This window comes from Amycolatopsis rhabdoformis, from assembly GCF_035918295.1.
Classification (GTDB): Bacteria; Actinomycetota; Actinomycetes; order Mycobacteriales; family Pseudonocardiaceae; genus Amycolatopsis; species Amycolatopsis rhabdoformis.
Window position 1 is genome coordinate 10,287,326 of sequence record NZ_CP142149.1, and the last position, 20,098, is coordinate 10,307,423.

The 20,098-nt window shown below is 71.5% G+C and carries 20 protein-coding genes; 14 read left to right on the forward strand and 6 right to left on the reverse strand.

What is annotated here, in order from left to right:
* Window positions 1–8: 8 nt before the first annotated feature.
* Window positions 9–806, reverse strand: a complete 798-nt coding sequence (locus VSH64_RS47900) for a class I SAM-dependent methyltransferase (RefSeq protein WP_326569377.1) — start codon at window positions 804–806, stop codon at window positions 9–11.
* Window positions 807–954: 148 nt separating this feature from the next.
* On the reverse strand, window positions 955–1,401 hold the full coding sequence (locus VSH64_RS47905; RefSeq protein WP_326569378.1) for a DUF3237 domain-containing protein: 447 nt from the start codon (window positions 1,399–1,401) through the stop codon (window positions 955–957).
* An 88-nt stretch (window positions 1,402–1,489) separates the two neighbouring features.
* Between VSH64_RS47905 and VSH64_RS47910 the strand changes: the two genes are divergently transcribed.
* From VSH64_RS47910 to VSH64_RS47925, 4 genes are all read left to right on the forward strand, one after another.
* Window positions 1,490–1,933 carry a MarR family winged helix-turn-helix transcriptional regulator gene (locus tag VSH64_RS47910; protein ID WP_326569379.1) on the forward strand — a complete coding sequence of 148 codons (444 nt, stop codon included), beginning with the start codon at window positions 1,490–1,492 and terminating at the stop codon, window positions 1,931–1,933.
* Window positions 1,930–2,964 (forward strand): tryptophan--tRNA ligase, encoded by a 1,035-nt coding sequence (trpS, locus tag VSH64_RS47915; RefSeq protein WP_326569380.1) that lies wholly within the window; start codon window positions 1,930–1,932, stop codon window positions 2,962–2,964. Before VSH64_RS47910 ends, trpS begins: the two co-directional genes overlap by 4 nt.
* Before the next feature lie 268 nt (window positions 2,965–3,232).
* The gene (locus VSH64_RS47920; RefSeq protein ID WP_326569381.1) at window positions 3,233–3,973 is read left to right on the forward strand and encodes an SDR family oxidoreductase; all 741 of its coding nucleotides are present in this window, start codon (window positions 3,233–3,235) and stop codon (window positions 3,971–3,973) included.
* Window positions 3,974–4,109: 136 nt separating this feature from the next.
* Window positions 4,110–5,198 (forward strand): pyridoxal phosphate-dependent aminotransferase, encoded by a 1,089-nt coding sequence (locus VSH64_RS47925; RefSeq protein WP_326569382.1) that lies wholly within the window; start codon window positions 4,110–4,112, stop codon window positions 5,196–5,198.
* On the opposite strand, the gene VSH64_RS47930 is transcribed toward VSH64_RS47925, so the two are convergent.
* Window positions 5,195–5,914, reverse strand: a complete 720-nt coding sequence (locus tag VSH64_RS47930; protein WP_326569383.1) for a GntR family transcriptional regulator — start codon at window positions 5,912–5,914, stop codon at window positions 5,195–5,197. The two genes, VSH64_RS47925 and VSH64_RS47930, sit on opposite strands and share 4 nt — an antisense overlap.
* A 160-nt stretch (window positions 5,915–6,074) precedes the next feature.
* Here VSH64_RS47930 and VSH64_RS47935 point away from each other — a divergent pair, with 160 nt between their 5' ends.
* The 5 genes from VSH64_RS47935 to VSH64_RS47955 all read left to right on the forward strand — a co-directional run bounded on the left by VSH64_RS47935 (window position 6,075) and on the right by VSH64_RS47955 (window position 12,698).
* A complete protein-coding gene (locus tag VSH64_RS47935) occupies window positions 6,075–8,138 on the forward strand; it encodes a hydantoinase/oxoprolinase family protein (protein WP_326569384.1) in 2,064 nt (687 codons plus the stop codon).
* The gene (locus VSH64_RS47940; RefSeq protein ID WP_326569385.1) at window positions 8,135–9,877 is read left to right on the forward strand and encodes a hydantoinase B/oxoprolinase family protein; all 1,743 of its coding nucleotides are present in this window, start codon (window positions 8,135–8,137) and stop codon (window positions 9,875–9,877) included. The genes VSH64_RS47935 and VSH64_RS47940 overlap by 4 nt, the downstream gene beginning before the upstream one ends.
* Window positions 9,874–11,208 carry an MFS transporter gene (locus VSH64_RS47945; protein ID WP_326569386.1) on the forward strand — a complete coding sequence of 445 codons (1,335 nt, stop codon included), beginning with the start codon at window positions 9,874–9,876 and terminating at the stop codon, window positions 11,206–11,208. The genes VSH64_RS47940 and VSH64_RS47945 overlap by 4 nt, the downstream gene beginning before the upstream one ends.
* Entirely contained in the window at window positions 11,205–11,744 is a 540-nt protein-coding gene (locus tag VSH64_RS47950; RefSeq protein WP_326569387.1) for a cysteine hydrolase family protein, read from the forward strand. The genes VSH64_RS47945 and VSH64_RS47950 overlap by 4 nt, the downstream gene beginning before the upstream one ends.
* A gap of 72 nt (window positions 11,745–11,816) precedes the next feature.
* Window positions 11,817–12,698, forward strand: a complete 882-nt coding sequence (locus VSH64_RS47955) for a cyclase family protein (protein WP_326569388.1) — start codon at window positions 11,817–11,819, stop codon at window positions 12,696–12,698.
* On the opposite strand, the gene VSH64_RS47960 is transcribed toward VSH64_RS47955, so the two are convergent.
* A complete protein-coding gene (locus VSH64_RS47960; RefSeq protein ID WP_326569389.1) occupies window positions 12,695–13,540 on the reverse strand; it encodes a helix-turn-helix transcriptional regulator in 846 nt (281 codons plus the stop codon). The two genes, VSH64_RS47955 and VSH64_RS47960, sit on opposite strands and share 4 nt — an antisense overlap.
* A gap of 84 nt (window positions 13,541–13,624) precedes the next feature.
* On the opposite strand from VSH64_RS47960, the gene VSH64_RS47965 reads away from it, so the two are divergent.
* A complete protein-coding gene (locus tag VSH64_RS47965; RefSeq protein WP_326569390.1) occupies window positions 13,625–14,401 on the forward strand; it encodes an SDR family NAD(P)-dependent oxidoreductase in 777 nt (258 codons plus the stop codon).
* Window positions 14,402–15,091: 690 nt separating this feature from the next.
* Here the strand turns inward: VSH64_RS47965 and VSH64_RS47970 are convergent.
* On the reverse strand, window positions 15,092–16,144 hold the full coding sequence (locus VSH64_RS47970) for an LLM class F420-dependent oxidoreductase (protein WP_326569391.1): 1,053 nt from the start codon (window positions 16,142–16,144) through the stop codon (window positions 15,092–15,094).
* 152 nt (window positions 16,145–16,296) lie between these two features.
* Here VSH64_RS47970 and VSH64_RS47975 point away from each other — a divergent pair, with 152 nt between their 5' ends.
* The 4 genes from VSH64_RS47975 to VSH64_RS47990 all read left to right on the forward strand — a co-directional run bounded on the left by VSH64_RS47975 (window position 16,297) and on the right by VSH64_RS47990 (window position 19,705).
* A complete protein-coding gene (locus VSH64_RS47975) occupies window positions 16,297–17,220 on the forward strand; it encodes a polysaccharide deacetylase family protein (protein WP_326569392.1) in 924 nt (307 codons plus the stop codon).
* Window positions 17,217–17,846, forward strand: a complete 630-nt coding sequence (locus VSH64_RS47980; protein WP_326569393.1) for an isochorismatase family protein — start codon at window positions 17,217–17,219, stop codon at window positions 17,844–17,846. Before VSH64_RS47975 ends, VSH64_RS47980 begins: the two co-directional genes overlap by 4 nt.
* 429 nt (window positions 17,847–18,275) lie before the next feature.
* Window positions 18,276–19,067 carry a choice-of-anchor P family protein gene (locus tag VSH64_RS47985; RefSeq protein ID WP_326569394.1) on the forward strand — a complete coding sequence of 264 codons (792 nt, stop codon included), beginning with the start codon at window positions 18,276–18,278 and terminating at the stop codon, window positions 19,065–19,067.
* A gap of 32 nt (window positions 19,068–19,099) precedes the next feature.
* On the forward strand, window positions 19,100–19,705 hold the full coding sequence (locus VSH64_RS47990; RefSeq protein ID WP_326569395.1) for a class F sortase: 606 nt from the start codon (window positions 19,100–19,102) through the stop codon (window positions 19,703–19,705).
* A gap of 66 nt (window positions 19,706–19,771) precedes the next feature.
* On the opposite strand, the gene VSH64_RS47995 is transcribed toward VSH64_RS47990, so the two are convergent.
* Window positions 19,772–20,017, reverse strand: a complete 246-nt coding sequence (locus VSH64_RS47995) for a hypothetical protein (protein ID WP_326569396.1) — start codon at window positions 20,015–20,017, stop codon at window positions 19,772–19,774.
* Between the last annotated feature and the right edge of the window lie 81 nt (window positions 20,018–20,098).

Below are 20,098 nucleotides of genomic sequence, written 5' to 3' on the forward strand. Positions count from 1 at the left end.
GAAGCGGCTCAGGCGATCGCGAGGATTTCGCCGTGGAGCAAGGAAATCCAGCCGTCCGGGTGGTCGGTCCAGCGGCGCCACGCGGCGGAGATCTCTTCGAGGTCCGAACGGGACGCGAGGCCGTCGCGCAGGGTTTGGGTGGCGATGTCGGATTGGAGGATGCGGTCGGCCCACATGCCGCCCCAGTAGGCGCGGGCGTCGGGGGTCGCGAAGCACCAGGTGGTGGAGGAGGGGAGGACGTCGGTGAAGCCGGCGGCGTGGGCCCAGGCCAGGAGGTGGCGGCCGGCGTCGGGTTCGCCGCCGTTGGCGCGGGCGGCGCGCTCGTACAGGGCGAGCCAGCGGTCGAGGTCCGGGTCGGCCGGGTACCAGGTGAAGGCGGCGTAGTCGGAATCACGCGCGGCGACGACACCTCCGGGACGGCACACGCGCCGCATCTCCCGCAGGGCCAGCACCGGGTCGGCCACGTGCTGCAACACCTGGTGGGCGTGGACGACGTCGAAGGTGTCGTCCGGGAAGTCGAGCGCGTGCACGTCGCCGACCACGAAGTCGATGTTGTCCTGCCCTCGGCGCTGCGCCTCGGCCCGCCCGAGGTCACGCGCGGTCTCGGTCAGCTCCACCGCGGTGACCCGGCCCGGCGCGATGCGCGCGGCGAGGTCGGCGGTGATCGTGCCGGCGCCGCTGCCGATCTCGAGCAGCGACTGCCCGGAGTCCAGCCGCGGCAACAGGTACGCGGCGGAGTTCTCCGCGGTTCGCGCGCGGTGTGAGCGCAGAACGGATTCCTGATACCCGTGTGTGTAGGCCGCCATGAGGCCACCGTAGTCCGGTGGTGGCGCTACGAACACGGCGACTTTCACCGTCGAGCGTGCGTACGAGAGCCGGTGGCGGTCCTGAAAGTCCAGTGAGGGCACTTCGGCAGGTCCGTTCGCGTCGAGCCTCGTCATCGCCCCAGGAAGGTCACAGCACCTCGAACACCTCCACCTTCACACTCGACCGCGTACGCGCACCCCGGGCCACCGTCACCACGCGGTTGAGCCACGCCGTCCGCTCGTCGCCGGCTTCGAAGAACAGGCATTCGCGGAAGTAGTACGAGTCCGGGTCCACCGGTTCGCCCGCGGCCAGGCGGCGCAGGACCTCGGCGGGGCCGTGGCGCAGGCCGCGGCCGGTCAGGTACACGAGGTCGGCCTGGTCGGTGCGGAGGGTGGCGCGCACGTCGATCTCGGCCACGCCGTCGGGGCGGACGAGTTGGTAGTCGGCGCCGCCGGGGAGGACTTCGCCGCTGAGGCGGGCGCCGGTGAAGGTGCCGCCGAGGATGTCGATCACGCGGCGTTCGCCGTGTGGTCCGTTGTGGACGGTCTTCGGGGCGGCGAGGCGCACGTCGAGGGTGAACAGGGGCGCGAGCATGGCGTTGCTCCTCGGCAGGGGACGGTGCGGTGACGACTGTAGTACACTCGTGCACGAAACATTCGTACACGAGGAATAGGGAGCGTCAGTGGTCCGTGCGGAGCGAAACGGGTTGCGGGGCAACCACGTGATCATGCTGCGCCGAGCGGTTCAGGCCACCACCGCGTGCTGGCAGGAGCGCATCACCGAGCTCACGCCGCCCCAGTACACCGTGCTGCTCGCCCTCGAAGCCCACCCGCACGCGAGCCTCACCGAGGTCACCGCGCTGACCATGATCGACTCGGCCACGCTCACGCCGCTGGTCTCGCGCCTGGTCGAACGCGGCCTGCTGACCCGCACCACCGACCCGGCCAGCGCGCGCCGCAAGCTGCTCGGCCTCACTGCGGAAGGCGCGGCGGTGCTGAAGAAGGTGAAGCCGCTGGCGCGCGCAGCCGAGAAGGCCAGCCTCGAAGTGTTGAGCGCCGACGAGCGCGAGCAGCTGCTGGCGTTGACGACGAAGGTCGTCGACCACCGCCGAGGACGCCCGGCGTGAGCACCGAAGCCGAACGCAGCATCGCGCTCGAGAACAAGATCGCCGCGTCGCCGGAGCGCTTCCGGGTCCTGACCGGCGACCGGCCGACCGGGCCGCTGCACCTGGGCCACTACTTCGGCACCCTGCAGAACCGCGTGCGCCTGCAGAACCTCGGTGTCGACACGATCGTGGTCATCGCCGACTACCAGGTGCTCACCGACCGCGACGTCGCCGACGACCTGCCGGGCCACGTGCGCGAGCTGGTGCTCGACTACCTCGCCATCGGCATCGACCCCGCGCGCTCCACCATCTTCACGCACAGCGCGCTGCCGGCGCTCAACCAGCTGCTGTTGCCGTTCCTCAGCCTCGTCACGGTGCCCGAGCTGCAGCGCAACCCCACGGTGAAGGACGAGATCGCGCATTCGCACCAGGGTTCGGTGAGCGGCCTGATGTTCACCTACCCCGTGCACCAGGCGGCGGACATCCTGTTCTGCAAGGCCGACCTCGTGCCGGTGGGACGCGACCAGCTGCCCCACCTCGAGCTCACCCGCACGATCGCCCGCCGGTTCAACGACCGCTACGGCCGCGTGTTCCCGGAGCCCGAAGCGCTGCTGTCGTCGGCGCCGGCGCTGCTGGGCACCGACGGCCGGAAAATGAGCAAGAGCCGCGGCAACGCCATCGCCCTGCGGGCCACGGCCGACGAAACGGCGCGGCTGGTCAAGGGTGCCAAGACCGACGCCGACCGCGTGATCACCTACGAGCCCGAGCGGCGGCCGGAGGTGTCGAGCCTGGTGCTGCTGGCCGCGCTGTGCCGTGAGGTCGAGCCCGAACGGATCGCTCAGGAGGTGGGCGACGGCGGTGGCGGCGCGCTCAAACGGGTCGTGACCGAGGCGGTCAACGACTACTTCGCCCCGATCCGCCGACGCCGGGCCGAGTTCGCCGAGGACCCGGTGTTGGTGTCCGAATTGCTACGCGAAGGCAACCTACGCGCGGGCGCCGCAGCCGAGAAGACACTGGCGGAAGTTCGTGAAGTGATGGCTACGGTCTACTGAGGACCCGAGCACGGATGCCCCTGCTCGGTGGGAAAATGCCCGGACGGCGATCCCGTGTCCGATTCATCCGCTGTACCAAACCCAGCGACCCAACCGCGTTTCCGTTGTACCCCTTGTGGTTGGTCCCGAAGCGAACCGGCTCGGCCGACGAAACCTCTCAGCGAGTCATCTTCCGTCGGCATCGGCTCAAGTTCCGCCTCGGCCCTTGGTGCCGCCGTGGTCCGGCGGATTACATGGCCCCGACACCGGAACCTGATGCGGAGCTGAGATGACTGAGACCACCACCCCCCGGGTCGCGATCGTCACCGGGGGTTCGGGCGGGATCGGCCGGGCCGTGGCCACGCGCCTGGCCGCCGACGGCCTGCACGTGCTCGTGCACTACTCCGGCGGCAAGGACCGCGCCGACGAGGTGGTGGAGGAGATCACCGCCGCCGGTGGGGTGGCGAGCACCGCGCAGGCCGACGTCGCCGACGAGATCGAGGTCGCGGCGATGTTCGACGCCGTGGAGCAGCGCTACGGCGGCCTCGACGTGGTGGTGCACACCGCCGGGATCATGCCGCTTTCGCCGTTCCTGGAGCTGAAGCTCGACGACCTGGACCGCATCCACCGCACGAACATCCGCGGCACGTTCGTGGTCGGCCAGGAAGGCCTGCGCCGCATGCGCGCGGGCGGCGCGCTGATCAACACCTCGACCTCCGTCACCAAGCTGCAGCAGGTCGGCTACAGCGCCTACGTCGCGTCGAAAGGCGCGGTCGAGGCGATCACGCTGATGCTGGCGCGCGAGATGCGCGGACGCGACATCACGGTGAACACCGTGGCCCCGGGACCCACGGACACGCCGCTGTTCACCGACGGCAAGTCGCAGGAGCTGATCGACCGCATCGCGGCGCAGTCGCCGATGGAGCGGATCGGCCGGCCCGGCGACATCGCCGAGGTCGTCGCCTTCCTCGCCGGACCGGGGCGCTGGCTCAACGGCCAGATCATCTACGCCAACGGCGGCGTGATCTGACCTTCCCGTGCTGCCCGGCGCCATCGCGGCGACTGCCTCGTCGTGCGGTGTCGAGCTCCACCGCCAAGGGACCGGTGGCGATCGCCTGAGCGATGTTAGTATCTCAATCCATTGTATTGAGATACTAGGAGGCGCGATGCAGCGGCTGCCGGCGTTGGACCTGGCCGAACGAGCGGCGGGCCGGCCCGTGGTGTCGATGGCGGGGGTGCCGGCGTTGCCGATGCCGGAGCACGTGGTCGAGGCCGCGCGCGAAGCCGCGGGACAGGTGTGGCCGCGGCGGTCACGAGGGTGGCCGGAGCTGCGCAACGCGGTCGCGGCGCAGCTGAACGGCAGCTTCGGCCTGGGTGCCGACCCCGAGCGGGAGCTGCTGGTGACACACGGGGCGCAACACGGGATGAGCGTCGCCCTGCGGGCCTTGGTGTCGCCGGGAGACGAGGTTCTGGTGCCCGCGCCGACGTACTTCTTCGACGGCCTGGTGCGCCTGGCCGGGGCGCGGCCCGTGTACGTGCCGAGCCGGGCCGGCTGGGCGCTCGACACGGAAGCGCTTCGGTCGGCGGTCACCCCGGCGACCACGGCGATTCTCCTGTGCAACCCCACCAATCCGACCGGCTACACGCCGACGCCGGAAGAGCTGAAGGCCGTGCTGTCGCTGGCAGCCGAGCACGGATTGACGGTGCTTTCGGACGAGTCCTACGCGCGCTACGTCCACAGTGGACCCGGCTACGCGCCTGTGCAGCTGCTGCGCGACGAGTGGCCCGAGCTGGTCACGGTGACCAGCCTGAGCAAGAACTACGCCTTCACCTCGTGGCGCGTCGGTTACGTGCACGCGCCGGAGCCGCTGCTGGACCGGGTGCACCGCGTGTTCGAATGGGACGCGATCAACGTCGGTGACGTCGCGCAGGCCGCTGCGTGCGCGGTGCTCACCGGTCCGCAGGGTTGGCTCGACGACGTCTTCGCGACCTTCCGCCACCGCCGTGACCTGCTGTGCGATGCGGTCGAGCGGGCCGGCTTCCCCGTGACCCGCCCGGATTCCGGGATCTTCGCGTTCCCCGACTTCTCCCGGCTCGGCCGAAGCGGCCGTGACCTCGAAGACCTGCTGCTCGACCACGGCGTGACCGCGATCGCGGGCGACGCGTTCCGCGGTCCGGCCGACCACGCGCGGCTGCTCTACGGCGGCACCGAGACCGACCTCGCCGAGGTCGGCCGCCGGTTGGCGCGGCTCTAGGGGACCACGATCTCCGCGTCGGTGATCGACCGGCTCGCCGCGAGGGCCCCGACGATCTCGCGGCGCGCCGAGGCCGTGCGGCGTTGCATCGCCGCGCGGGCGGCGTCCTGGTCGCGCGCGGCGATGGCGTCGACGATGGCCTGCCGCTCGCGGATCCGCTCGGGCGGCATCGACGGGTCGAGCCGGATGCTGAGCCGGGAGATCCGCTCGATCTCATCGAGCACGCCGACCGAGGCGGCGGCCAGGCGGTGGTTGCCGCTGCCGTTGGCGATGAGGGACTCGAACTCGTAGTTGGCGCGGAAGCGCTCCTCGAAGCGCGGGCCGCCGAGCTGGTCCTCGTCGGTGTCCACGGCGAGCTCGGCCAGGCGCCGTCCGTCCTCTTCGGACAGTCCGCGGGCGGCGCACAGCGCGGCGGCCTGCGATTGCAGCAGGGAACGCAGGTCGCACAGGTCGGTCGCGTCCCCGAGGGTCACGGCGGACACCACGTAACCCGCGCGCGGCAGCGGCCGCACCAGGCCGTCGCGGTGCAGCCGGGCCAGTGCTTCGCGGACGGGGGTTTTACTCAGCCCCAGCGTTTTCGCGACCTCGGCCTCGGTGAAGTTCGCGCCTGGAGGCCTGACCAGCTCGATGATGTCCCGCTTGAGCCGCCGGTAGGCGTTCTCCATCAGGCTGCCGTCGGCGGGGTGCGCTCGGATCAGGTCGGGCTCGTAACGCAACAGCGGGCTCCTCGGCAGCGGGCGGTGACTGAAACGGTACACCGGCAGCCACCGCCTGGTCGCATGTGTCGAGGACAAAAAATATCTCAACAGAGACTTGCTAATATCTTAACGGGTTTCTACCGTGCTTCCAGATGCTGGACACGGATAAGGAGACCCAGTGCTTCCCAGTTCCGAGCTTCACCCCGGCTGGCGCGTCGGCGCCGACATCGGGGGCACGTTCACCGACGTGATCGCCCTCGGGCCCGCCGGCGAAGTGGTGCCGATGAAGGTGCTCTCGACCCCGCCCGACTTCGGGACCGGTGTCGTCACGGCCACCACCGCGGTGCTCGACCTCGCCGGCGCCGCGTCGAGCCAGGTCACGGCGATGCTGCACGGCACCACCGTGGCCACCAACGCGATCCTCGAGATGACCGGCGCCCGCACCGCCGTGGTCACCACCCGCGGCTTCCGCGACGTCCTCGAGCTCGGCCGCCTGCGCCGGCCCGTGCTGTACGACCTGTCGTGGGTCAAGCCGGTGCCGCTCGCGCGCCGCCGCCACCGCCACGAGCTCGACCAGCGCATCACCGCCGACGGTCGCCTCACCCCGCCGGTCGACGACCCCGAAGTCCGCGCCCTCGCCGCGCGGCTGAAGGTGGACGCGATCGAGGCCGTCGCCGTCTGCCTGCTCAATTCCTTCCTTCGGCCCGACGAGGAACGCCGAGTGGCCGAGCTGCTGCGCGAAGAGCTGCCCGGGGTCTACGTGACCGCTTCGGTGGACATCTCGCCGCAGCCGCAGGAGTTCGAGCGCACCAGCACCGCGACCGTCAACGCGTACGTCGGCCCCACCGTCCACGGTTACCTCACGCGGCTGGAAGAAGGCCTGCGGGCCGAAGGCGTGCAGGCACCGCTGCTGGTGATGCAGTCGAGCGGCGGCCTGCTCGACGCCGGTTCGGTGTCGCGCCGGCCCGTGCAGATCATCGAGTCCGGGCCGGCCGCCGGGGTCACGGCCGTGCGCGAGCTCGCCCGGCTGCTGGACCTGCCGGCCGTGGTCGCGTTCGACATGGGCGGCACCACGGCGAAGGCGTCGCTCATCGAGCACGGCGAGCCGTTCGTGTCGGCCGATTACGAGGTCGGCGGCGGGATGAACGTGGCGCGCGGTCTCGGCTCCGGCGCCGGCTACCCGGTGCGCACGCCGTCGATCGACATCGCCGAGGTCGGTTCGGGCGGTGGCAGCGTGATCGCCGTCGACGAGGCCGGCGCGATGCACGTCGGCCCGGCCAGCGCCGGCTCACGCCCCGGCCCGGCTTGTTACGGCCAGGGCGGGGAGCTGCCCACGCTCACCGACGCCAACGTCGTGCTCGGCTACCTCAGCCCCGAAGCGCTCGCCGGCGGCCGCGTGGCGATCCACCCCGATCTGGCCGCCAAGGCCCTCTCCCCGGTCGCCGAGCAGCTCGGCCGCGAGGTTCCGGACGCGGCGCGCGGCGCGTACGAGGTCGCCGTGTCGAGCATGACCACGGCGGTGAAGGCCGTGACCAGCGAACGCGGCCGTGATCCGCGAGACGCCACCATGGTCGCTTTCGGCGGCGCCGGCCCGCTCTACGCGGCGGCGCTCGCGCGTGAGCTCGGCATCACCACGGTGATCGTGCCGGCGCACCCGGGCCTGTTCAGCAGTCTCGGCCTCCTGGTCGCCGACACCGAGCGCCACGAAGTCGCGCCGTACCGGCCGGAAACGGCGCTGCAGCAGGAATTCGACCGGCTCACCGCGTTGGTCACCACCGAGCTCGGCCCCGACGCCGTGGTGGAACGGCAGCTGGACCTGCGTTATCGCGGCCAGCGGTTCGAGCTGCGGGTGCGGCTCGACGACGGCGAGGTGACCGAAGAGCTGCTCGCCGCGGCTCGGGCCCGGTTCCACGCCGAGCACGAACGCACCTACGGCCGCGCCGGCACCGACGACCTCGTGGAGCTCGTGAACCTGCGGGTCCGCGGAAAGCTGCCCAGCGGAGTGTCCATAGAGGACGTGCTGCGCCTGCCCGCCGGCGCCGGCCGCCGGCCGTCCACGCGCGAATGCCGCTTCGGCGAACCCGTGCCCACGCCCGTGCTCGGCCGCACCGACCTCGGCCCCGAACCCGTCGACGGACCGCTGGTCATCGAGGACATGGACGCCACCACGCTCGTGCCGCCCGGCGCGCGCGCCCGCCGCGACCGCTTCCACAACATCGTGATCACCTGGAGTGCCGCATGATCCGCGACGCCGTGACCTTCGAGGTCTTCCGCAACGCCGTGGCCGGCGTCGCCGACGAAATGGCGATCACGATCGTGCGCACCGCGCATTCGCAGATCGTCGCGTCCAGCATGGACTTCTCGGCCGCACTGTGCGACGCCCGCGGCCGCGTGATCGCGCAGGCCAACACGTGTCCGGTGCACCTCGGGTCCATTCCGGACGCGATGGCGGCGATCCTCGCGGAGTTCGGCGACAGCGTGGGCGACGGTGACGTCTACCTGCTCAACGACCCGTCGCTCGGCGGCATGCACCTGCCGGACATCTTCGCCGTCGCCCCGGTGTTCGACGCCGGGCGCCTGCTCGGTTTCGCCGTGACCGTGGTGAACCACGCGGACGTGGGCGGCTGGGTGGCCGGGTCGATGGCCGTGCAGTCGACCAGCATCTTCGCCGAGGGCGTGCAGATCCCGCCGTCCCGGCTGGTCGACGCGGGTGTGCTCAACGAGACGTTCCTCAACCTGATCCTGCGCAACGTCCGGGAACCCGAGCTGCTGCGCGGCGACCTCGAATCGCAGCTCGCCGCGGGCCACGCCGGTGCCGCCGGCCTGCGCGCGCTCGCCGCGCGCCACGGCGCCGACCGGCTGACCGAGCTCGGCGACGAACTGCTCGACTACTCCGAAACCCTGCTCCGCGCCGCGCTCGCCGAGGCCACGCCCGGCACGTACGAGTTCACCGACCACATCGACGACGACGGCCTCGGCTCCGGCCCCATCCCGTTCCAGGTCAAGGTGACGCTCTCGGACACTGGCATCGAGCTGGACTTCACCGGCTCGTCGCCGCAGGTGGCTTCGGCGCTCAACGCCACCGCGTCCTTCACCCGGTCCGCCTCCTACGCCGCCGTGCAGGGCGCGCTCGCCCGCGACATCCCGGCCAACAACGGCTTCTACCGGCCCTTCACCTTCGTGATCCCGCCCGCGTCGATCCTCGACGGCCGCCGCCCGGCCGCGCGCGGCGCCCGCGGGCTCGTGGCGTACCGCATCATCGACACCGTGCTCGGCGCGCTGGCCCCGGTGTTCCCCGGCCGGGTGCCGGCCGCCGGCGACGGCGGGCCCGACTCGGTGGCGATCGGCGTGACGGACGACGAGGGTGACTCCGTGGTGCTGTGGGACATCCTGTGCGGCGCGTGGGGTGCGCGGCCGGACCGCGACGGCGTCGACGGCATCAGCCCGCTCGGCGCCAACCTCGCCAACACGCCCGTCGAAGAGCTCGAACGTTCCGGCCACGTGCGCGTGGACGGCTACGGCTACCTGCCTGACACCGGTGGCGCCGGTCGGTTCCGCGGCGGGCTCGCGACCTTCCGGGACCTGACGGTGCTCGCGCCCGAGGCCGGTGTGCAGATCCGGTCGGACCGCCGCCGCTTCCTCCCGTACGGGCTCGCCGGCGGCGCGCCGGGCACGCCGTCGCTCAACGTCCTCGACCTCGGCGGGCCGGGCGAACGCGTGCTCGACTCCAAGCCCCACCTCGTGCTCACCGAAGGCAGTCGCCACCGGCACGTGACGGCCGGCGGCGGTGGCCACGGCCTCGCCTTCACCCGCGATCCCGCCCGGGTCCTCGACGACGTGCTCGACGGGAAGGTGACCCGCGAGGGCGCCACCCGCGACTACGGCGTGGTGATCACCGCCGGCGGCGCGATCGACCACGTCGCGACGAAAGCCTTGCGCACCAGCGAATTGTCCCAGTGTCCGGAAAGGACTCGACCATGACCGGCTCCCCGGCCGCCACCGTGACGGACCACGTCTCCCCGAGAACGTGGCGCAAGGTCGGCTTCCGCATCATCCCGCTGATCGGCGTCGCCTACGTGATGAGCTACATCGACCGCGCCAACCTCGGTTACGTGGCCGCGCCGATGTCACGCGACCTGCACCTCGACAGCGCGCAGATCGGCCTCGCCGCGGGGCTGTTCTTCATCGGCTACATCATCGTCGAAGTGCCGAGCAACCTCGCGCTGCGCAAGTTCGGCGCCCGCAAGTGGGTGGCCCGGATCATGCTCACGTGGGGTCTCGTCACCGGCGCCACGGCCGCGGTCGACTCGGCCGCCACGCTCTACGTGGCGCGGCTGCTGCTCGGGTTCGCCGAGGCCGGCCTGGCCGCGGGCATCCTGCTGTACCTCACGTACTGGTTCCCGCGCCGCCAGCGGTCGTGGGCGCTGACCGGGTTCTTCCTGATGATCCCGGTGTCCTCGATCGTCGGCTCGCCGCTGGCCGCCGCGTTGCTCACGTGGAGCCAGAGCCTGTTCGGTATCGCCGGCTGGCGGTCGCTGTTCCTCGTCGAAGGCGGGCTCACGCTCGTGATCGGCGTGCTGATCTTCTGCTTCCTGCCCGACCGGCCGGCGCAGGCGCGCTGGCTCGGCGAGGGCGAGAAGGCCGCGATCGAGCGCACGATCGCCGCCGAAGCGGAGAGCCAGCGTGGCCACGGCGCGCTCACCGGCCTGCGCGAAGCGCTGACCAGCCGCCGGGTGTGGGCGCTGGCGGTCACGTTCTTCGCCATCGTGTTCGGCCTCTACCCGCTCGCGTTCTTCCTGCCGACCATGATCACCTCCATCACGCACAGCGTCGACGGCGCGGCCGACGTGAGCAGCGTGCTGCTGTCCGGGATCCCGTACGTGGTGGCGGCGATCGCGATGCTCGCGTGGGCGCGCTTCGCGGGGCGTCGCAGCGCCGTGGTCGCCACGGGGGTGCCGATGGCCGTCGGGGCGGCCGGGCTGCTGCTGGCCACGTTCGCGGGCAGTGGGCTGCTGTTCATCGTGGCCGTGTGCCTGAGCGTGGCCGGGATCTACACGGCGATGCCGCAGTTCTGGCGGATCCCGGCGATCGGGCTCACCGGCACGGCCGCGGCTTCGGGCATCGCGCTGATCAACTCCGTGAGCAACCTGAGCGGGTTCGTCGGGCCGTACTTCACCGGCGCGATCAAGACCGCCACCGGCAGTTTCACCTACGCGTTGCTGGCGATCGCCGTGATCATGCTCGTCGGCATCGCCGTGCTCGCCACGTCCGGGCGGCGGATGGAGCGGCTCGACGGGAAGCTGGTGCCATGACGACCGCACTCATCGTGGGCGACCTGCAGCGGGGCATCACGCGTGACTACGCCTTCGCGCGCCAGGTTCTCGGGCCCGTGACCGACCTGCTGCCGCGGGCACGCGCGGCCGGCGCGCTGGTGGTGTTCGTGCACACGGCGTTCCGGGTCAACCGCGCCGATCTGCCGCCGGGGGACACCGTGCTGACCGGGTTCTTCGAGGCGGGTGACACCTTCCACGAAGGCGCGCCCGGCACCGAGCTGGACCTGCCGGTGCGGCCGGAGGACGTGGTGGTGCTCAAGCGCCGGGCCAGTGCGTTCGCCGGGACCGATCTGGACCTGGTGCTGCGCGCGGGAGGTGTGGACGCGGTGGCCGTGGCGGGAGTGGCGACGAGCGCGATGGTCGCCGCCACCTGTTACGACGCCGCCGACCGCGGCTACGGCGTGTCGGTGCTGTCCGACGGCTGCGCCGACGCCGACCCCGAGGTGCACGAGTTCTTCGTGCGCAAGGTCTTCCCGAGCCGCGGCTTCGACATCCGGTCCTGCGCCGCTTGGTGACTGGCGCGCTTCGTCAGCGGCCCTGGCGTTTGTGGTCAGTCCGGGCCGCGCGGCAGCCCGCACGCTGAGCGGATGACCGAAGAACTGCCGAGCAACCAGGGCCGCTGGGGCGCCGACGACGAACGAGGCGCGCTCAACCTCATCACCGACGAGGTCCGGGCGCGCGCGGCCCGCGAGGTGCGCACGGGCCGCTGGGTGTCCCTGGCCCTGGCGATCGGGCCGGCGCCGATCCTCAGCGGTCCGTTCGTGCCGTCAAAGGTCGAGGAGTCGCCGGTGCAGCAGCTGATGGTGCACCCGGTGCAGCCGCACCCGGCGGTGACCGCGAGCCTCGACGTGCTCGTGGTCACCAACCACCACCCGCGCTCGACGCACCTCGACGCGCCGGCCCACATCGCCGACCACGGCGTGGTCTACCCCGGACGGCCGCTGGCCGAGAGCGTGACACCGGCCGGCGTGCACCACGGGTCGAGCGCGGCGTTCAGCGAAGGCATCGTCACGCGCGGAGTGCTGCTCGACCTGGCCGAAGCCGGGCCGCTGCCCGAAGGCCACGCGGTCACGGCCGCGGATCTCGAAGCGGCGGAACGGAACCACGGCGTGCGCGTGGAGTCCGGCGACGCGCTCGTGGTGCGGTGCGGCTGGGAGTTCACGCCGGATCCGGCCCGGGCGTCACCGGGGCTGAGCCTCGACGCCGTGCGGTGGCTGGATCGGCGCGGGGTTTCGGTGTACGCGGGCGACATCGGCGACGCGTTCCCGCCGCTCGACCCGGCGGTGCCGTTCCCGCTGCACGCCGTGGCTCTCACGCGCCTGGGCATCCCGCTGGTCGACGCCGCGAACGTCGACGACCTCGCCGCGGCGTGCGAAGAGCTGGGGCGCCACAGCTTCCTGCTCGTGGCCGCGCCGCCGCGGATCACCGGCACCACCGGGTTGCCGGTGAACCCGGTCGCGGTGTTCTAGCTGCTCACGTCCATGCGCTGCGTGCCGATCACCGAGAGCAGGCGCAGCGCTTCCTCCGAAGGCGAACCCGGCACGGCGGTGTAGATCACGAGTTGCTGGTCGCGGTCGGTGAGGTCGAGCACGTCGCAGTTGACCGTGAGCGGGCCGACCACCGGGTGCCGGAAAGTCTTGCGCAGACCGGGTTCCGCGGTCACGTCGTGCGAGGCCCACAGCCGGGCGAAGTCCTCGCTGCCGGCCAGCAGGTCGCGCACGAGCTCGGTCACCTCGGGGTCGTCCGGATAACGCGCGGCGGTGGCGCGCAGCCGGTTGGCGGCGAAGCGGGCGAACTCGGCAGCGTCGGACACGCCGTAGAGCCGGTGTTCGTCGGAGCGCAGGAACACGCGGCGCACCAGGTTGCGGTCGCGCCGCGGCAGTGCGGAGAAGTCCTCCATCAAGGCGGCGGCGAGGTCGTTCCAGGCGATCACCTCGTACGTCGCCGACATCACCGTCGCGGCGGCCTGCGGCAGCCGCTCGATCAGGTCGAGGATGCTCTGGCGCACCTCGCGCGACGGCCCGGGCAGCGGCGCCGCGGGTTCGCCGGCGAGGTGGTGCAGGTGCTCGCGCTCGGCGTCGGTGAGCCGCAACGCGCGGGTGAGCCCGGCGAGCACCTCACGCGACGGGTGCGGGCCGCGGGCCTGCTCGAGGCGCGTGTAGTACTCGGTGGAGATGAACGCCAGCTGCGCCACTTCCTCCCGGCGCAGCCCCGGCGTCCGCCGTCGCGACCCGGCCGGCAGCCCGACGTCGGCGGGCGTGATCCGCTCGCGCCGGCTGCGCAGGAAGCCGGCCAGTTCTTGCCTGTCCACCCTTCCAGTATGGCTGCGCCCGCGGGCTCAGCCAGGTACTGCCGGTGCCTGAATGAGCCGCGCCGACGGCGGTTGTCTGGATTCATGGACATCACCGAAACACCCGGCCTGCTGGCCGGCAAGGTCGCTTTCATCTCCGGCGCCGGGCGCGGCATCGGCGCCGCCGCGGCGCGGCTGTTCGCCCGCGAAGGCGCGCGGGTGCTGCTGGCCGCGCGCACGGAACCGCAGCTCAAGACCGTGACCGAAGAGATCCGCGCAGCCGGCGGCACGGCCGACTACGTGGTGTGCGACCTCGCCGACGCCGCCTCCGTACGCGCGGCCGTCGACCGCACCGGCGAGGTCTACGGCCGCCTCGACCTCGCCTTCAACAACGGCGCGACGATCCAGACGCCGGGCCCGATGGACCTCCTGCCCGAGACCGAGTTCGACCGCGTTTTCACCGTGAACCTCAAAGGCGTGTGGCTCGCCATGGCCGCCGAGGTCGCCCTGATCCGCGCGACGGCCGGCACCGGCGCCATCGTGAACACCTCGTCGGTCGGCAGCTTCGGCGGCAACCCCGAACTGCCCGCGTACGGCGCGATGAAGCGCGCGGTCAACAGCCTCACCGAGTCCGCCGCCGTCACGTACGGCCCGGAAGGCATCCGGGTCAACGCGATCTCACCGGGCAACACCCTCACCGAGATGATCCGCGCCTGGGAAGCGGAAGCACCGGGCCTGCAGCAACGCCTCGTGGCGCGCACGCCGTTGGGCCGCGGCGCCGAACCCCACGAGATCGCCGAGGCGGCGGCGTGGTTGCTGAGCGACCGGGCTTCGTATGTGACGGGGGCGGTGTTGCGGGTGGATGGTGGTGTCGGGGTTTAGGGGGTCTGGCCGGTCTAGCCGGTTTGTTCGGCCGGCTGGTCTTGCTGCTTCGGTTGGCCGGCGATCTGCACACCGATCCGCAATGCCGGGTTCGGCGGCAGCGCCGGTCCTGCGGCACATAGGAAACCGTGGCGCCTCGCAGCTTCCGACGATCCGGTACGGGCAGCTAAAGCACGGCACGGGTTCGCCCGATCGCGGGCGCGGCGTCACTTCGGTGCGGGCTTCCCCGAACCCGCGGCGGAAGTGGCCGAGCGCGGCCGGGCTACCTGGCTGATCCTGCCTGGCCGGCTGGCTCGGCCGGCCAGGCTGCTTTAGCTGGCCGGCGATCTGCAACGCCGGGTTCCGTGGCAGCGCCGATCCTGCGGCACGGAGGAAACCGTGGCGCCCGGCAGCTTTCGGCGATCCGGCACGGCGAGCACAACCACGTCCAGGGGTTCGCTCGATCGCGGGTGCAGCGTCATCTCGCTGCCGGCTTCCACGAGCCCGCGGCGGAAGTGACCCAGTGCGGCTAGCCCTGGCCCGGCCGGTCCGGCTGGTCTGGCCGGTTCGGCTGGTTTCTGCCCAGCTGGCTGGCTGGCTGGCCCGGCTGGCGTAGCGGGTTCAGCTGGCCGGCTCGTCTGGCTGGCCCCGGGCTGGCGTAGCTGGTTCGGCCGGTCTGCCTGGTCCAGCCGTACGCCCGGTCCAGCTGCCCTAGCTGCCGACACCGGCCGCGTCGAGGGCGTCTACCGCGACGCGCAGCGCGGCCTTGTTCTGCGCCAGGCTCGGCATCACCGGCGACACCGTGAGCGTGGTGACGCCGGCGGCGGCGAGGGTGCGCATGCCGTCGGCGATGCGGGCGGGTGGGCCGAGCAGGGAGGTCGCGTCGAGGAAGTCTTCGGGGATGGCGGCCATGGCGCCGGGGTAGTCCATGGTCAGGTAGCGCTCGCGCACGAGGGCGGCGTCGGCGGCGTAGCCCATGCGGCACACCAGGTCGTGGTAAAAGTTCTGCTTCCGGCTGCCCGCGCCGCCGATGAAGCCGGCCGCGTAGGGGCGCGCGTGGTCGGCCGCCGCGCGCCAGTCGTTGTCGACGGCCAGGGGTGCGGTGACCACTACGTCGAAGCCGTCGAGGGTCTTGCCCGCCTCGGCGCGGCCGGCGGCGAGGCGGGCGAGGGATTCCCCGCCGTACTCGGGGGAGAAGAACAGGCCGAGCCACCCGTCGGCGATTTCCCCGGTGAGCTCGAGGTTCTTCGGCCCCAGCGACGCCAGGTAGATCGGAATCCCCTCCTCCCGCGCCGGCGCGACGGCGAGCGGCAGTGCCTTGCCCGCACCGCCGGGCAGCGGCAGCCGGAAGTGCTCGCCGTCGTAGCGGAGCCGTTCGTAGCGCAGCGCTTTGCGCACGACCTCCACGTACTCGCGGGTGCGCCCGAGCGGCTTGGCGAACCGCACGCCGTACCAGCCTTCGGACACCTGCGGTCCCGAAAGTCCGAGTCCCAGGCGGAACCGCCCGCCGGACAGGCTGTCGAGCGTCGCCGCCGTCATGGCCGCCATCGCGGGCTGCCGCGCGGGGATCTGCATGATCGCGCTGCCGACGTCCACCCGCTCCGTGCGCGCCGCGACCCACGACAGCACCGTCGGCGCGTCCGACCCGTACGCCTCGGCCACCCACACCACCGAAAACCCGAGCCGGTCGGCTTCCCTGGCGAGCTCCAGGTTCGTCGCGTCGTTGCCGGCTCCCCAATAACCCATGTTCAGTCCCAGTTTCACCCCGGCGACGTTACTTCCGGTAATCAGCCGACAACAGGCATCGGTGATCAATTAGGGGTGCGCAGGGGTCCCGCATAGTCCCGCATAATAGGACACCACTTCTATAAAACAGGACCACCTGCTACCGTCTCCCGCAGCCGAAGGGAGACGTCGTGGGTCCGCTCGAACGGGAGCCGTACCGGCACTGGCCGATCGACGGCCGGCCGGAGTTGCGTTACCCCGGTGGCAAGGTGCTGGCCTGTTACGTCGCCCTCAACATCGAGCGCTTCGACCTCGGCCGGCCCGCCACGAGCCGCACGGGGGTGACCGCGGGGCTGCCCGTCGATCCGCTCAACCACGGCTGGCGCGACTACGGCGCGCGCGTCGGGTTCTGGCGGTTGCTCGAAGCGCTCGATCGGTTCGAGCTGCCGGTGTCCACGTTGCTCAACGCCGACGCCGCGCTCGCCTACCCCGAGATCGTGGCGGCGGGCCGGGAGCGGGGCTGGGCCTTCCTCGGCCACGGCCGCAGCAACAGTGAGCTGTGGACCGGCTTCGACCGCGACACCGAGCGTGCGGCCCTGCGCGAGATCGTCCGCGTGCTCACCGAGACCACCGGCGCGCGGCCGCGTGGCTGGCTCGGCCCGGCGCTCACCGAGACCGCGAACACGCTCGGCCTGCTCGCCGAACTCGGCTTCACCTACTCGCTCGACTGGATCGTCGACGACCAGCCCGTGCCGCTCGACGCCGGCGGCACCCCGTTCCTCTCGGTGCCGTATTCGATCGAGATCAACGACATCCCCGCGTTCGTCGACCAGGGGCTCACGCCCGCGCAGTTCACCGAACTCGTGGTGGACCAGTTCGAGGTGCTCCACGCGGAGGCGGCGCGCCGGCCGGGCGCCGTGTTCTCGGTGTCGCTGCACCCGTTCCTCGTGGGCCAGCCCTTCCGGCACAAGCACCTGCTGACCGCGCTCGAAGCGATCAGCGGCCACCACGACGTCTGGTACGCGAACACCGACGAGATCGCCCGGTGGTTCCTGGCCGACCGGTACGAGCAGGCCACACAGGCGATCGACGAGCACCACCGGAGGACGACATGACCCAAACGGACGCCGAACGCTTCGCCGAGCGCGGCTTCGGCCGCCTGATCGGCTTCGGCCGCACGCCCGCGGTGCTCTCGATCGACTTCATCAACGGCTTCACCGACCCGGCCATGCCGCTGGGCTCCGACCTCGACGCGGAGCTCACCGTGGCGGTCGGCCTGCTCGACGCCGCACGCGCGGCCGGCGTGCCGATCATCCACACCCTCGTGCGCTACGACGAGCAGGACCTCGCCGACGCCGGGGTCTGGGGCCTCAAACAGGGCGGCGCCGCCACGCTCACCGCCGGCAGCCACGCCGTGGAGCTCGACCAGCGCGTGGGCCGGCGGCCTGATGAGCACGTGCTGGTGAAGAAGTACGCGTCGGCATTCTTCGGTACCGACCTCTCGTCGCGGCTGGTGAGCCGTGGCGTCGACACGGTCGTGCTGGTCGGTTGCACCACGAGCGGCTGCGTGCGCGCCACGGCGGTCGACGCCGTGCAGCACGGGTTCCGGCCGATGGTGGTGGCCGAGGCCGTGGGCGATCGTTCGGCGGCCGCCCACCGGCAGGCGCTGTTCGACCTGCACCAGAAATACGCCGACGTGGTCACCGCGGCCGAGACCACGGAGTACCTGCGCGCGCGGTGACGGGGAATGCCACCCCACGCTCCATAGTGGACAATTCCACGCGACGATTTCCCGGCGCGGTTTGACGAAAAACTCACGGTTCGCCGTAGTGGTCACATGACGGTGAGTATCGGCCGATCACCCATCCCTAGGATCACCCCGAAGAGTGGCAGCGCATGCATTCCGCCAAGTGGGTGCCGGAAAGCCCTAGCGCAGCGTGAGGAAGCGCCCTGAATTCGCCTGCGTTACATCACTCTTTAGTGGTGACATTGCGGAAAACGTGGTGACTGACTCGGCTGTTCGACGCGCTGCGCAGTGGATCTTGCTTTGCAATTCCGGGCCCCCTTGATAGCGTCGCGTTCTCGCCGGTGATCGACAGTTGCGTCGGGTCACGCGTGGATTCGGGGATCCGCGGGCGGGTTCCATTCTTGGTGGTCGAAAGGACAATTCATGCGTTCTGCCCTGCTGCGCGGACGGACCCTCGTGGTCGCCGCTCCAGCCCTCGCCCTGCTCGCCACCGCCGCCCCCTCGGCGGTCGCGGCCGACGCGCCCGCCGGATCGGCCTACGGTGCGTCCGCCTCGGTCTCGCTGCTGGCGGGAGTGTTGGGGGACAAGGGAATCTCCGTGGAGACGGGCAAGATCGCGCCCTCGAACACGGACGGCCCGACCTCGGCTTCGGTGGTGGACGTGCCGCTGAAGGGCCTCGTCACCGCGAAGGCGGTCAGCAGCTCGGCCAAGGAGACCGACGGCCAGGTCGCGTCGAAGGCGTCGATCGTCGACGCCACGCTGCCGGTGCTCGCCCCGCTCGCGGGCGCCACGCCGAAGGCGCGCGTGATCAGCTCGGAGTGCACCTCGACGCCCGACGGCATCAAGGCCTCCTCCGAGCTCGCCGGCCTCGACCTCGGCCGCATCGGCAAGCTGCCCGTGGGCACCGCGCCGAACCAGAAGATCGGCGTGCCCGGCGTGGTGCAGGTGATCGTGAACGAGCAGATCAAGCACGAAGACGGCTCGCTCACGGTCAACGCGCTGCACGTGAAGCTCCTCGGCGGCAAGGCCACCGGCGCGCTGGGCAGCGGCGACATCATCCTCGCCTCCTCCACCTGCGCGAAGGTCGCCGCCACGCCGACCACGCCCACCGCGCCCGCGAAGCCGCCGGCCGAGGGCCCCGGCCAGGTCACCGTGATCCCCGCCGGCGCGCCGGAAACCGGTGACGGCACGCTCGCCACCGTCTTCGCCCAGTGAGCCCAGTGACACAGGTGAGCCAGGACAACGCCGTGAGTGCCCGCCCCGCGCGTCGCCGGTTCGGCCTCTTCGCCCTGCTGCTGGCGCTCGTCGCGAGCTTCGCGCTCGCCGGCTGCGGCGCGTCCGCCCCGGCGCAGCAGCCCGCGGCGGCGGCGCCCGTGAGCGCCGCGCCCACGGTCGGCCTCGCCCGGTCGGTGCCGGTTTCGCTCGATGTGCCGAGCATCGACGCGCACTCGTCGCTGGTGCAGCTCGGGCTCAACACCGACAAGACCGTGCAGGTCCCGCCGGTGACCGAACCGCTGCAGGCGGGCTGGTACGAAAACAGCCCGACGCCGGGCCAGGTCGGCCCCGCCGTGGTGCTCGGGCACATCGACGGCAACCACCAGAAGGGCATCTTCTGGCGGCTGCACGAGGTGAAGAAGGGCGACCAGGTGGTGATCGGGCGCCAGGACGGCTCGAAGGCCTCCTTCACCGTCACGAAGGTCGACCAGATCGCGAAGAAGGAGTTCCCGACCGACGCGGTCTACGGCAACACCACCGACCCGCAGATCCGCCTCATCACCTGCGGCGGGGCGTTCGACCCGGCCGCGCACAGCTATCTCGACAACATCATCGTGTACGGCACGCTGAACAAGTAGCCGTTCCCGGAACCAGGGCCCTGTTCGTCTCGCGCTCGGGCGAGACGAACAGGGCCCTGCCGTGTCTCAGGCGGCGGCCGGCGCGCTGAGCAGAGCGCGCCCCGCGGGCGTCAGCTCCGCGGGCACCTGCTGGCCCACGAGCCCGAGCCGCGCCGGCCGCACGAGCCCCTCGTGGGCCAGGGCGTGGGCGGTGAACTGGTCGCAGCACGGCAGACCGTCGACGAACAGGTCCGGTTCGGCGCTGCAGGTCACCCGCGCGCGCCCGGCGGCGACGGCCCGCAACATCGCGATCCCGCGTGAGCTGGTACCCATGGCTGCCTCCTGAAGTCGCTCCTTACTCCTACGTCGAAGCAGCGGCCGCGATTTCGACATCGCTGCCGCCGAATTCCCGGC